Origin of the sequence: Rhodococcus sp. NCIMB 12038, assembly GCF_002165735.1 — a bacterium.
Classification (GTDB): Bacteria; Actinomycetota; Actinomycetes; order Mycobacteriales; family Mycobacteriaceae; genus Rhodococcus_F.
Genome location: NZ_NHML01000016.1, coordinates 70,890 through 84,047 on the forward strand (window position 1 = coordinate 70,890; position 13,158 = coordinate 84,047).

Sequence of the window (13,158 nt, forward strand, 5' to 3'; positions counted from 1 at the left end):
CTCCCATCACACTGAGCAGGTTCTCCGCGTCGGCCACGATCTGGTCTGCCCCGGCAGATTCGATGCGGGAAGTGAAATGGCTCACCTGCGAAATATGCTTCGGCATAGGGATTCCCGTCCGATCCGGGGGCACGGCTCCTGGGGGACGCGGGCAAACTAGGGAAGGAAGGCCGGTAGGACGAATTGCTTCATCATCTGCCGGTGTGAGGGATCGGCCGGATCCGAATTGTCCAGTCGCGGTGCGAGCATCAATTGCACGAGGGTGATCCAGGAGCACGCCTCGTCGGTGTCGATATCCGCCCTCATCTCGCCGCCGGCCTTGGCGTCGTCGAAGATCGGCCCCCACAGTTCGGTGGTGAGACTCGTCGCGAGGGGGATGGTCTCGAGCCACGAATCCCCGCCGACGTGCTCGGGGCTGACGAGGATGCGCACGATCGGATCGTTGATCCCGTCGTAGACCAGGTAGATGAGGCCTTCGATCAGCCGGTCCTCGAACGACGCACATTCCATCAGGAACTTGCGGCCGCGTTCGAGCGTCTGACGCGATCGCCACCTGATCAGCTCGGTGGTGAGCGTCTCGCGGTCCTGAAAGTACCGGTAGACCGTTGGGCGAGAGACTCCCGCCTCCTTGGCAATGTCCTCCATGGTGGTCTTCGCGATCCCGAAACGCAGAATCATCGTCTGGGCGGCCACGAGTATCTGAGACCGTGCGACATCGGCGTCCTGGCTCAGCACACCGGCGGTCTTCCTTCTTGCCATCCTCGCTCCAGACACCGTCACTTCCGACCGGCCACCCGACCAGTCGCGATACAAATGACAATACACGTAAGTTGTTGCATACCGGGCGGCCGCATCCACTCCATTACACCAAAAGAACGAGGCAGCTGCCCGAAGTCCCACAGGACCACGGACAACTGCCTCGGACGTCCGCCCGGCCTCAGGCCGAGGGGGTGAAGGTGATCGGGAGCCGGATGCAGCCGCGTACCTGGGTGGCATGCAGGATCGGCGGATCCTCCGGAACGAGTCGGTAATCGGGCAACCGCTTGTGAATCTCCTCCATGGCCAGCTCGAGCTCGATGCGTGCCAGGTGAGACCCGATGCACCGATGAGGCCCGGCCCCGAAGGAGAGGTGCCGGTTGGGCGAGCGGTCGATCCTCAGCTCGTCCGGATCCTCGAACTCGCCGCCGTCGCGATTCGCCGAGCAGAGCAGCACGATGAGCTGCTCCCCCTCCGCGATGGTGACTCCGCCGATCTCGACGTCGCGGGTCGCTCGCCGGCCCGCGATCACGGCAGCCTCGATCCGCAGAATCTCCTCGACGGCCGCCGGGATGGTGTCGGGATCGTCCACGATCTCCTGCCGCTGCCCCGGATTGTTCGCCAGGTGGATGATCCCCCACGCCAGTGAACCCTGGACGGTGTGCAGGCCCGCGATGAGCAGGAGGAAGAACATGCGGTAGAGCTCTTCGTCGGTGAGCAGCCGTACTCCGTCCTCCATCTCGATCGGGGTGTTGATGATCTGCGCGGTCAGACTGTCCGAGGTGTTCTCACCGGAACGCACTCCGGCGACGATGGCACCGAAGTAGCCGAAGATCTGGTTGGCCGCATCCTCGCGCGCCTTGGCGGACTCTTCTTCTGTTCCACCGGGAATACCCTGCAGTGCAACGTCCGTCGTCTTGGTGAACATCTCGGCGTCTTCGAGCGGCCAGCCCATCAGGGCCAGGAACACCCGTGTCGGCAGCTCGTGGGCGAACTCCGAGATGAACTCGGCTTCACCGCGTGACACGAAGTCGTCGATGAGCTCGTTGATGACGTCCCGGATCTGGGGCTCGAGCTCCTTCATCCGCTTGGGACTGAACAGCGGTTGCAGCGCCTGCCGGTAGAACGTGTGCTCGGGCGGGTCCAGCTCGATCGGGATGAACTTCCCCTGGCCCGCGTTCACGAGGTTGTTCGGGTAGCTGGAGAAGGTCTCCGGATCACGCAGGACCTGGTGGATCTCCTCGTAGCGCGTCACGATCCAGTGACCGCCGTGCGCCTTCGAATACACGACGGGGCCGATGGCCCGCAGCGCCGCCGCGCGTTCCTGGAACACGTCCTCCGGCATCGCCAGGGTCTGGTCGTAGACGTCGAAGTCCACGATGAGGTTCTCGGGTAGTTGGGTTGTCGTCACTGCTTCTCAGCCTTCCGAATTCGGGAGTTCGACGCTCAGCGCGCGTTCGGGGCACATCTCGACGAGGGCACCCAGTTGGTCTCGTAGTTCCTCGGGAACCGGTTCGGCAACGACGACGGGATAGCCCTGGTCGTCGCTGTCGACTATCTCGGGTTCCGCGCCGTAACAGAGGCCGTGTCCCGCACAGGCGGATCGGTCGACCTTCAACGACGGCGCACGGTTCTGCGCATGAATGGTCATCGGCGTACGCTCCACTCAGTCGACGGGAAGCGTCGGAGTCGGCGTGTCCTCTTCGAACATCATCGCGACACGTGACAGCGTGCCGCCGTCCGTCGCGGGCAGCGTCAGACCGGAAATGTACGCGGAATCGTCCGACACGAGGAAGAGTGCGACCTTCGCGTTGTCCACGAGCGACGGCGGACGCTGGAGCTTGAGCGGAATCGGCGAGACGCCCGGATCCCACGGGCCCGCGGTCTCCTCGTAGGACTGGCCGATCACCGGGGTGCCCGGGCCCATCAGGAAATTCGGTGACATCCCGTGCGTGGGGGCGAGGGCATTGACGCGGATGCCATAGCGTCCGAGATCCAGGCTGAGCCCGCGAACCAGGCCGTTCACACCGGCTTTCGTCGCCGAGTACATCGCAATGCTGTGATAGGCGGCGAACGAAGCCGCGGACGAGGTCGCCAGGATGGTGCCGCCGCCGTTGGCCCGCATTGCAGGAACCGCAGCCTTACAGGAGTACACGACGCCGCTGAGGTTGACTCCGAGAACGTGCTGCCAGTCGGCATCGGTGAGGTCCTGGAACTCCACGTGTTCGCCGCCGGCCACGGACGGGACTCCACCGCGGGAGACGACACCGGCGTTGGCCCACATGATGTCGAGCTTGCCGAACTGCTCGACGGTGGTCTCGACGCTGCGGTAGACGGCCGCCTCGTCACTCACGTCTGCGGTGATGGCGATCGCCGTTCCACCTTGCTGCTCAACCAGTTTCGCAGTCTGTTCAGCCCGGTCGCCGTCGATGTCGACGACCGCTACCTTCGCGCCTTCCGACGCGAACAACTGTGCACCCTGGCGTCCGAGTCCGGATCCACCTCCGGTGATGACGGCGACTTTGTCCTGAAGTTTCATGTGAACTCCTATGTGATGATTCGTCAATGCCGGAGACTCGCGGTGCGTGGGACATCGTCCGGCGAAGTCGGGCGGCGAGACTGTTCCGATCCTCGACGGCGGGGGCTGTCGCCGGTCGAGAGGATCGAGTGCGGGCCGCATCTCCGATCCGAATAAACCTTATACCGTTAGGTGATGAGACGTCAATCACTTTTTGCGACGCGCGTCGAGTCGGCGCGTACCAGAGTGAGTCATCCGGAAACAGCTGCACTCGAAACAATTTCAATCATCGAGACGGTGTCCACCAGCTTCACGCGCGGCCTGCCCGATTTCCTGCAATCGACCGGAGTGGAAGTCGTCGACGAGTTTGCCGACAGCTTCGGCGGCGCACGCCTTGTCGGTTCCGATGACGCCGGAGGGACCTCGCTTGATCCACCCGTCGGTGTACACACCGGACATCGGCCTGCCCGAGTCCGGTTCCAGCACACGACCTCCGTCGTTCAGCATCGTGGACTGCACCGCGACAGTCACGCCGGGAAGATAGCCGAGCGCGAGCAACTCCGGATTCGTGTACGCCGCTTGCGCCGGACCTCTCCGCCCGACGACGAGCACTTCCCTGATCCTGCTCTCCGACAACGCTTCCAATGCGTACGGCGCTATGTCGGTCTTCGTCATCTCGGCGGTGCCCGCGACGAGCACTCGGGCCACGTCCAACGCCACATTGCCGCTGCCGAGTGACTTCCGGGCAGATCCTCGCCGGAAATCCCCGGCGCGCAGTCGGCGGGGGCGCCGACCGCGTAGATCACCGCATCGTGATGCGCGAGGAGGTCGTCGTGAGTCAGGTGCGGACCGACCTCGACATCGAGGTAGAAGTCCACGTTCTTCCGCGACGCCGTCTTCTGGAACAGCGAGGCGACCGCCTTGGTGCCCTGATGGTCCGGTGCGACACCGAATCGGATCAAGCAGCAGTGCGCGTTCGGATACCTGGACCGCCTCGGAAACACCGGGCACACCGCAACGCAACTCGCGTCGTTGCAGCAGGATTGCGTAACTACATGAGCCAACGTGAGCTCCTATCGCCTGATGACCGGATCGGTGGAACGCTGGATCGCGACACGTTTTACAGTGATACAAATTACGTTAGATGTATTGTCGTCGATGTGTCAAGCCTCACACCGGCACAAAAAATCGGGCCCACACGCCATCAGCGTGTGGGCCCGACCGACTGCAGGGCAGCCGAAAGGTCAGAGGTTACGTAGCCGCACGATCTCCTTGTCGAACTCGTCGATGCTCTCGACGGAACTCATGTGACCGACGCCGGGAAGGACGATCAGCCGCTCGAGGTGACCGGCCTCGTCCAGGACGCGAGCGAGCTTGCGGGCATGGACGGGCGGGGTCAACCGATCCATGGAACCGACGAGCACCGTGGTCGGGACGTCGAGGTGGTCGAGTGCCTCGTGAATGTCGAGGCCGCTGAGCGCGGCACCCCAGCCGCCGCGGATGCGCGGCTTGCAGTCCCGGACGATGTTCTCGCAGAATTGGACCTCGGCGCGAGTGGCGTTCGGCGACATCGACACGTACTGCAGCGCGCGCGTCATCACCGGCGAAGACACCAACGGAACCGGTGTGCTCAGGACGGCGCGACCGACCGGAACCGGCACGCGCGGAAAACGATTCGGCAACGGGATGACGGTGGTCTCGGCGACGAGCCGGTCGCAGGCGGTGCTGGCGAGCAGGACCGCCGACGCGTATTTCTTCACCTCGTCGGCGTGCCGGCCTGCCCACGCCATGATGCTCATGCCACCCATGCTGTGGCCCACGAGGACGGCCTTCTTGTCTTCACGCACCGTCGCCTTCAGCACCTCCGACAGGTCGTCGGCGAGGACGTCGGGACCGAGCGGAAGCGAGCCGACCGAGCTGCGGCCGTGCCCACGCTGGTCGTAGGTGATCACCCGGTACTCGCCCGCGAGCGCATTCACCTGCGGGTACCAGTATTCGGTCGAACAGGTCCAACCATGACTCAGCACAATGGGATCGCCGTCCACCGGACCGTAGGCGCGAACGTACAACGTCGCTCCGTCGTCGGTGAGGATCTCCGTCACATCCGGGCGCAGATCCGGGGTGCGCAGCAACTCGTTCGGGGCCACCTCGGTCGACAACGTCAACCCGCGGGTGGCGCGCTTGTGACGGATCGCCGCTGCCGCGGCGACGACGGCACCGACCCCGGCTGCGCCTGCGAGCGCCCGGAAGGCGATGGTGCGCGAACTGCTGGTCATTCCCTACCCCTGTCCTGTCTAACTTGCTTTGTTGGTGTCTGTGCCCGACGCCGGACCCGGTGTCTCGCCGAGTTGCCGGGCAGCCCGTTCGAGGGCCCGGGAGATCTGCTCCTCCATCGCCTCTTCGAACAGCGACTGGACGGCGTCGTGCGCGAGGGGACGCATCTGGTCGACGAGCCGCGCGATGTCCGAGACCTTCGCCTCGTCGAGTTCGAGCGGCTCACTTTCGGCGGCGAGATAGCGGTCCGCGACGACGGCGACGAACCGTGCGGCGACGTCCGAGAGATCGCGTCGCACCGCCGCGGCCTGTTCGAGGACGTCTTCGAGCGGGATGCCGGCGTCGACAAGGACCTGCGCCGCCTCGACCAGTCGCGGATTGTCGACCGAATAGTCGTCCCCTGCGGGAACGAGCACACCGAGTTCGGTGCCGCGGGCGATGTTGGCCTCGGTGGTCTGCGCCCCGAACATGCGTTTCAGCTCGGCGATCGTGAGGCGTGCCGCGCGCCTGCGCTTCTTCCAGCGGCCGCCCGGGTCGTCGGTCTCCAGAACGTCCTTGACCTGGAGTCCGTAGTGCGCGGCGGTGAGCAGTTCACTGATGGTCGCGAATGTGTAGCCGCGATCGAGCATCCGTCCGATCAGGTGCAGCCGCGCGAGGTGCGAGTCGTTGTACCACCCCGTGCGCCCCTGCTTCCTCGGCGGCGGGAGCAGTCCGCGGTCCTGGTAGACGCGCACGTTGCGCACGCTCACCCGCGCCTCGCGTGCGAGGTCGTCTATTCGGTATTCCCTCGCGGACATGTCAGCTCCTCGGTAGCCGTAAACCACCATAGCATTGTCACAATGTCCATTGTCATCGTCAGGGCGCGAAAGGCCCCGAACGTTCGCAGGACCGTGAGGGAGGAGCGGTATCTGTCCGGCTGGAATGCCTACCAGCGCGGTCCGCGCTGCACGTCGTCGACGCGGGGGCGTACGTCCACGAGGTAGACGCACACCGCGACGACCGCGACGATGCCGAACAACTGCACGGCGGGGAAAAGCAGGAGGACGAGGAACGCGACCGCGAGAATGCTCAGCCAGATCGGTTTGCTCAATTTGTCCACCGCGGTGAACGCGTCCTTGCGCTGGCGGGCGGCGTGGAACAGCGCGTACGCAGCACCACCCAGAGCGACGATGCGAATCACCAACAAGATCACCGAGACGACGCCGTCAACTTGAATCACAGCCCCATCCTACGAGGTGGGCACGCAAACGGCCCCCGCACCGAACGTGCGGGGGCCGAAAAGCGTGAAGGATCAAGCCTTCTTGACCGGAGCAGCCTTCTTGGCCGGAGCGGCGGCCTTCTTGGCCGGAGCCGGAGTTGCCGCAGCCTTGGCCGGAGCGGGAGTAGCCTTCTTCGCGGGAGCGGCAGCATGCTTGGCCGGGGCCGCCTGGTCGGCGCGAGCCTGGACGTCGGCCGCCGTGGCGGTGACGCGATCGGCAGCGCCCTTCGACGCTTCCTCGGCCTGGTCGCCCAGGTCGAGAACCTTCAGGGCAGCCTCGTCGCCGGCGTCGGCGATGGCCTCGCCGAGTCCCTCTGCGGTCTCGGAGATGCGGCCCGAAGCGCGGCCCGCGAGCTTCGCGGCCTGCTCGCCCACGGCGCGCGTCTGGCGGGCCACGGTGCCGAGAGCTTCCTCGGTCAGCTCGACGGCGTCACCGAAGGCGGTCTCGGCACGGCCGATGCCCTCCTCGACGACCGGCTGCTTGCGGATGCGCTCGACGGTGTCCTCGCCGCGCTCGGCGAGCGACGTGTACAGGTCGGATGCGACCTTCAGGTAGGCCTCGGCGACCTTGCGCAGCTCGTCGGCGGTGAACTTCTCACGCAGCTCGGCAAGCTCCTCGGGCAGCTCGGACGGCAGTCCGGCGAGGCGGTCGCGAAGGTTCTCGACACCCTCGGTGACCTCTTCCTGCAGTCCGGCGAAGCGCTCCTTGGCGCCGCCGACACGCTCTTCGACGTCACCCTGGGTGGACTCGGCGCGCGAGCGGACCTGGGCGACGACGTCGGCCACGGCCTGCACCACGACGTCTCCGGCACCTACGGCGGCGTACAGCGAGGTCTTGACGCTGTCGATGGTCTTCTGGTCAGTCATCGGCTTTCTCCTCTTCAACGGTGGGGGGTTCTGGTTCCGGCGTCTGGGAATCAGAACGCTGGTGTTCTTCTGTCCGAAGCTCGGACGTCCGGGATTCGGCCGCTTCCGCCGATTCGTTCTCACGACAGAACGACTCGTAGATCTCGAGCAGCACTTGCTTCTGCCGCTCGGTTATGGCCGTATCCGCGAGCAGAGCGTCACGGAGGGGACCGTGTGGCCGCTGCTCGAGGTAACCCGCCTGGACGTACAGGACCTCCGACGAGACCCGGAGCCCCTTGGCTATCTGCCCAAGCACCTCGGCCGAGGGCTTGCGCAACCCACGTTCGATCTGACTCAGATACGGATTACTGACTCCGGCCAGCTGCGCCAGCTGCCGCATCGACACCTGGGCTGCTTCGCGCTGGGCACGAATGAAACCTCCGATGTCGTGAGCGGCGTTGCTGACTACGCGAGCTGCCAGATCTCCTGCACCGGCCGCATCGCGGTCATCGCTTGCCATCAGTCCTCCGTGTTGCTGGGCAGCACCCAGCCTAAAGCAGGGTGCTAGCAATTGCAAGCACTCTGTTAGCACCTAGCTAGCGGCGCCGTTCCGCGCGGGAAGTCAGCCGAACAGCAACGTCGAGAACGTGTAGATCAGCAGGCCCGCGATCGCACCGACCACGGTGCCGTTGATGCGGATGAACTGGAGATCGCGTCCCACCTGGAGCTCGATCTTCTTGGACGCCTCCTCGGCGTCCCAGCGCTCGACGGTGTCGGAGATGATCGCGGTGATCTCGTCGGTGTAGTGGACGACGATGTAACGCGTGCCCGCGAGTACCCACCCGTCGACCTTGGTCCTCAGTTCGTGGTCGTCGCGCAGCCGCTCGCCGAATCGCACGACGTTCTCCGCGACCTTCGTGCGCAGCGTGCTGTCCGGGTCGTCGACGGACTCCATGATCAGGCGCTTGGCGACCGTCCACGTCGCCGCGGCGAGGCCGGTCACCTCCTCGCGTCCCATGATCTCGGCCTTGATCTTCTCGGCCTTCTCCATGGTCGCGGGATCGTTCTGCAGGTCGTCGGCGAAGTCGACGAGGAAACGGTTGGCCGCCTGCCGCACCTCGTGCTCCGGGTTGGACCGCACCTTCCAGGTGAATTCGACGAGTTCCCGGTGGATCTTCTCGCCGAGCATGGCGTCGACGAACTTGGGCGACCAGGCGGGCGAATCGCGGCTGACGATCCGGTCGATGGTCTCCTGGCTCCCGAGCGCCCACTGGTGCGCCCGCTCGGCGAGCAGATCCAGGATCGGCAGCTGCCGGTTCTCACGCAGCAGTTCGCCGAGCACCCGCCCGATCGGCGGCCCCCACTGAGGCTCGGCCAGCCGGCGCACCAGCGTGCTGTCGATGATCTGCTGCACGTCCTCGTCGCGCAGGATCTCGACGAAGCCGCGCAGGATGGTGGCCGTCTCGGCGGCGACCCGCGCGGCATGTTTCGGCTGTGCCATCCACGTGCCCAGCCGGAGCGGGATCTCCGCGGCCTCCACCTTGGCGGACACCACCTCGGGGGCCAGGAAGTTCTGGCCGACGAAGCTGCTCAGACTCGCCCCCAGCTGATCCTTCTTGCGTTTGATGATCGCGGTGTGCGGTATCGGCAACCCCAGCGGATGCCGGAACAGGGCCGTCACCGCGAACCAGTCGGCCAGCGCGCCGACCATGCCTGCCTCCGACGCGGCTCGCACGTAGCCGACCCACGCCCCCGCGCCCCGCGATTCCTGCCACCGGCACACGAGATAGACCACGGTGGCGAAGACGAGGAAGCCCGTCGCGACAGCCTTCATCTTGCGGAGATCACGACGCTTCGCATCGTCGTCGAAGGCGGAAAGGCTCAATTGATCCACAGACGCCATTGTGCCCAAGGTCGGCGCCGGGGCGGTCACCCAGCCGTTGGACGCGCGCCCGCACAGACGGCGTTGTGCCGTGAGACAACACCCTCGCACTAAGCTGACAGGAGATCGCGACACGAAACGGATGTGAAGAGAGTCAGTGGCGAACGACGGCGTGAAGGATCCCGAGCAGGTGACCGAGTCGATGACGAAGCTGGACAAAGCGGCAAAGCCCGATGGGCGCAAGCGCCGCTGGCGTGAGCACAAGATCGCGCGCCGAGAGGAACTCGTCGACGGAACGATCGCCGCCATCCGCCTGCGTGGACGGGACATCGGCATGGACGAGATCGCGTCCGAGATCGGTGTCTCCAAGACCGTGCTGTACCGCTATTTTGCGGACAAGAGCGATCTGACGAACGCGACCATGGCGCGGTACGTCGAGACGACGCTCGCCCCGCGGATCTACGAGGCCATCGGCGGAGACCTCGACGACTTCGAGTTGACCCGCGCCACGATCACCGCGTACGTGGAGACGGTGGCGTCGGATCCCGACGTCTACCTGTACATCATGGCCAACGGTTCCGGCCCCGGCCGCGAGACGGTCGCCGACTCGGAGCGGATGATCGCCGAGGTGCTGTCCACCGTGCTCGGCGAGCGGTTGCGGCAGATGGAGATGGACTCCGGCGGCGCTGTCCCGTGGGCGTACGGAATCGTCGGCGGTGTGCAACTGGCCACCCACTGGTGGATCTCCAACCGGTCGATGTCGGTCGAGGACCTGATCAACTACCTCACGATGATGACCTGGGGTGGCGTCACCGGAATTGCTGCGGTCAACGGCTCGCCCGCACGCTTCAACGCGATCCCGCACCCACTGCTGCCGCCTGCCGACGCCACCGAATAGGCGTCGATCCATTCTTGTGTAACTAGCAGTTACAGGTAAACTTCCCCGTGTGAACGAACACGAGGAAGAAGAAGAGGGCTACCGCGGCCCCGCCGACGTCGTCGTCGGCGACCGTCCCGCCGTCACCGTAAGGGTCCAGTTGGCGGGAAACTTCGAACCCATCAGCGGTCGGTACGTCTGGCACGGCCGCGTCCGCACCCTGACGGACGCTCTCGGCGCGGACGCGGACCTGTCCGCGGGTACGGAACTTCAGATCACCGGCCCGGAAGGCACGGCCACCGCCCGGATCACCGGAGTGGACCTCTGGGGAAGCCATCTCGTCGACGGAGTGACGCCCCCGCCCTTCAGCCGGGCGTGAACTCGAAGTCCGCCGGATCGACCTCCCGCGTCTGTCGCCAGTAACGCACGGTCGAGCCCGGCCAGATCGCGCGGTTGACGCCGTGCGAGTCCAGATACCAGCTCACGCATCCGCCACGGGACCACACACCCTTCGACAGCTTCCGTTGAATGTCTGCGTTGAACCTGCTCTGCACGGCCGGCCGGACGACCGCGGCGTCGGCGCCGCGCAGGTCGACGAGATCCATCAGCCGGAGGACGTAACGAATCTGCGACTCGATCATGAACACCACCGAATTGTGACCGAGTCCGGTGTTGGGGCCGAACAGGAAGAACGCGTTGGGGTAACCCGCGACGGTGATACCGAGGTGGGTGCGGATCCCGTGCTCCTCCCATTCGTCGGCGAGGCGCCTGCCGTCGACCCCGGTGAGGGCGAACCTGTCGAAGCCGTCGGTGACGTGGAATCCGGTCGCGTAGATGATTGCGTCCACCTCCCGCTCCGTCCCGTCCCCCGCGACGATGCCGTGCGGACGGACCTCCGCGATGCCCTCGGTGATCACGACCGAATTCGGTGAGATCAGAGCCGGGTAGTACACGTTCGAACCGAGGATCCGCTTGCAGCCGATGAGGTAGGACGGGGTGAGCTTGCGGCGGAGTTCGGGATCGGTGACAGTCCTGTTCAGATTCGCCCGCGCCGCGCTCTCGATCGGCTTCATCAGGCGGAAGTGCCCATTGAACCCGAGCGCGAGCGATTCGTAAGTCCAGTAGACCGCGGCACGCGCCATCCGTCGCACCAGCGGTACCCGGCCGAACAGGCGCCGCGCCTTCGGCGGAATGCGGAAGTTCAAGCCCGGAATCACCCAGGGCGGCGTCCGCTGATACAGCTGCAGCTCTGCGACGTCGCCCACGATTTCGGGAACGAACTGAATGGCGCTGGCACCGGTGCCTATCACCGCGACCTTCTTGCCCCGCAGGTCGTAGTCATGGTTCCACTGCGCCGAATGGAACACCGTGCCCTCGAACCTGCCGGCTCCCGGCAGACCCGGGAAGTTCGGGATGTGAAGGGAGCCGATCCCGGACACGACGAACTGCGCGACGTACTCGTCGCCCGACTCGGTGTGGATGTGCCAGCGGCGGTGTTCGGCGTCCCAGTAGCCGCCCGTCATCGTGCGGCCGAAATGGATGTTGCGCCGCAGGTCGTATTTGTCGGCCAGTCCGCGCAGATAATCGAAGATCTCCGCCTGCCCGGACCACATCCGCGTCCAGTCCGCGTTCGGCTCGAACGAGAAGGAGTACAGGTGCGAGGGCACGTCACACGCACACCCCGGGTACGTGTTCTCCCGCCACGTGCCGCCGACCTCCCGCGCCTTCTCCAGCAGGATGAAGTCGTCGCGCCCACGCTTGCGCAGCTGGATCGCCGTGCCCAGACCGGAGAACCCGGTCCCGATCACCAGGACACGGCAATGATTCACCTCGCCGACCACACCTCCATGTAACGCTCCTGTGGCACTGTCTGTACATGGCCGAGAACGCACGCGGATTCTGGAAGACGCCCGCTACCGAGGCCCTGCGGTCACACTCGGGCCGGCGGATCGCCGACCTCGACTGCGGGAGCACACCCGGATTCGTCGGCGACAAGTCGGACGGCCTCCAGCTGTTCGAGGAACGCGGCGCCGTGCTGTCCGCCCTGCAGGAGAAGCTCTACGCCAACGGACGATCCGGCGACCGGCGGTCGGTGCTCCTCGTGCTCCAGGGCATGGACACCGCGGGGAAGGGCGGAATGGTCCGCCACGTCATCGGGCACGTGGACCCGCAGGGTGTCGATCACGCCTCGTTCGGTGTTCCCACTCCCGAGGAGAAGCGCCACCACTTCCTGTGGCGGATCGGCAAGGCCGTCCCCCGCGCCGGGCAACTCGGCGTATTCGACCGGTCGCACTACGAGGACGTACTGGTGGTCCGGGTTCACGATCTCGTGCCCGAGGAGATCTGGAGCGGCCGCTACGACGAGATCAACCAGTTCGAGAAGGAACTCGTCGCAGGCGGCACGACCCTGGTCAAGGTCGCGATGTTCGTGTCACTCGACGAGCAGAAGTCACGGTTGCGGGAGCGGTTGGAGCGCCGCGACAAATACTGGAAATACGACCCCTCGGACGTCGACGAGCGCTTGCTGTGGCCGGCCTACCAGGACGCCTACCAGGCCATGCTCGACCTGACGTCGACCGACTACGCGCCGTGGTATGTCGTTCCGTGCGACCGCAAGTGGTACAGCCGGCTCGCGGTCACCGAACTGCTGATCGACGCCTTGGAGAAGCTCGACCTCGACTGGCCGCCCGCCACTTTCGACATCGACGCGGAGAAGCGGAGACTTGCGGAATCCTGACGCCGTCCGG

At 65.5% G+C, this 13,158-nt stretch carries 14 protein-coding genes and 1 pseudogene; 3 read left to right on the forward strand and 12 right to left on the reverse strand.

Features of this window, described 5'->3' with window-relative positions:
* Positions 1–156 precede the first annotated feature (156 nt).
* From CA951_RS24305 to CA951_RS24355, 11 genes and pseudogenes are all read right to left on the reverse strand, one after another.
* The gene (locus CA951_RS24305) at positions 157–759 is read right to left on the reverse strand and encodes a TetR/AcrR family transcriptional regulator (RefSeq protein ID WP_087559269.1); all 603 of its coding nucleotides are present in this window, start codon (positions 757–759) and stop codon (positions 157–159) included.
* A gap of 178 nt (positions 760–937) precedes the next feature.
* Positions 938–2,167 carry a cytochrome P450 gene (locus tag CA951_RS24310; protein WP_087559270.1) on the reverse strand — a complete coding sequence of 410 codons (1,230 nt, stop codon included), beginning with the start codon at positions 2,165–2,167 and terminating at the stop codon, positions 938–940.
* A 6-nt stretch (positions 2,168–2,173) separates the two neighbouring features.
* Positions 2,174–2,407 carry a ferredoxin gene (locus tag CA951_RS24315; RefSeq protein ID WP_087559271.1) on the reverse strand — a complete coding sequence of 78 codons (234 nt, stop codon included), beginning with the start codon at positions 2,405–2,407 and terminating at the stop codon, positions 2,174–2,176.
* A 15-nt stretch (positions 2,408–2,422) separates the two neighbouring features.
* Positions 2,423–3,295 carry an SDR family NAD(P)-dependent oxidoreductase gene (locus CA951_RS24320; protein ID WP_012689023.1) on the reverse strand — a complete coding sequence of 291 codons (873 nt, stop codon included), beginning with the start codon at positions 3,293–3,295 and terminating at the stop codon, positions 2,423–2,425.
* A gap of 315 nt (positions 3,296–3,610) precedes the next feature.
* Positions 3,611–4,236: pseudogene (locus CA951_RS24325) on the reverse strand (hypothetical protein); the annotation flags it as partial.
* A 282-nt stretch (positions 4,237–4,518) separates the two neighbouring features.
* Positions 4,519–5,550: an alpha/beta fold hydrolase gene (locus tag CA951_RS24330; protein ID WP_087559272.1), complete on the reverse strand. Its 1,032-nt coding sequence runs from the start codon at positions 5,548–5,550 to the stop codon at positions 4,519–4,521.
* Between the two features lie 18 nt (positions 5,551–5,568).
* Positions 5,569–6,345 carry a MerR family transcriptional regulator gene (locus CA951_RS24335; RefSeq protein ID WP_087559273.1) on the reverse strand — a complete coding sequence of 259 codons (777 nt, stop codon included), beginning with the start codon at positions 6,343–6,345 and terminating at the stop codon, positions 5,569–5,571.
* A gap of 128 nt (positions 6,346–6,473) precedes the next feature.
* On the reverse strand, positions 6,474–6,767 hold the full coding sequence (locus CA951_RS24340; protein WP_005251878.1) for a DUF2516 family protein: 294 nt from the start codon (positions 6,765–6,767) through the stop codon (positions 6,474–6,476).
* Between the two features lie 72 nt (positions 6,768–6,839).
* The gene (gene tadA / locus CA951_RS24345; RefSeq protein ID WP_087559274.1) at positions 6,840–7,673 is read right to left on the reverse strand and encodes a major lipid droplet protein TadA; all 834 of its coding nucleotides are present in this window, start codon (positions 7,671–7,673) and stop codon (positions 6,840–6,842) included.
* On the reverse strand, positions 7,666–8,172 hold the full coding sequence (locus tag CA951_RS24350; protein WP_012689029.1) for a helix-turn-helix domain-containing protein: 507 nt from the start codon (positions 8,170–8,172) through the stop codon (positions 7,666–7,668). The genes tadA and CA951_RS24350 overlap by 8 nt, the downstream gene beginning before the upstream one ends.
* Positions 8,173–8,274: 102 nt before the next feature.
* Positions 8,275–9,546 (reverse strand): DUF445 domain-containing protein, encoded by a 1,272-nt coding sequence (locus CA951_RS24355; RefSeq protein WP_087559395.1) that lies wholly within the window; start codon positions 9,544–9,546, stop codon positions 8,275–8,277.
* Positions 9,547–9,736: 190 nt separating this feature from the next.
* On the opposite strand from CA951_RS24355, the gene CA951_RS24360 reads away from it, so the two are divergent.
* Positions 9,737–10,432 carry a TetR/AcrR family transcriptional regulator gene (locus CA951_RS24360; protein WP_225858509.1) on the forward strand — a complete coding sequence of 232 codons (696 nt, stop codon included), beginning with the start codon at positions 9,737–9,739 and terminating at the stop codon, positions 10,430–10,432.
* Positions 10,433–10,481: 49 nt separating this feature from the next.
* Positions 10,482–10,790, forward strand: a complete 309-nt coding sequence (locus CA951_RS24365; RefSeq protein WP_087559276.1) for a DUF4873 domain-containing protein — start codon at positions 10,482–10,484, stop codon at positions 10,788–10,790.
* Here CA951_RS24365 and CA951_RS24370 read toward each other — a convergent pair.
* Entirely contained in the window at positions 10,777–12,252 is a 1,476-nt protein-coding gene (locus tag CA951_RS24370) for an NAD(P)/FAD-dependent oxidoreductase (protein ID WP_087559277.1), read from the reverse strand. The genes CA951_RS24365 and CA951_RS24370 overlap by 14 nt on opposite strands.
* Before the next feature lie 35 nt (positions 12,253–12,287).
* Here CA951_RS24370 and CA951_RS24375 point away from each other — a divergent pair, with 35 nt between their 5' ends.
* On the forward strand, positions 12,288–13,148 hold the full coding sequence (locus CA951_RS24375) for a polyphosphate kinase 2 family protein (RefSeq protein WP_087559278.1): 861 nt from the start codon (positions 12,288–12,290) through the stop codon (positions 13,146–13,148).
* Positions 13,149–13,158 lie beyond the last annotated feature (10 nt).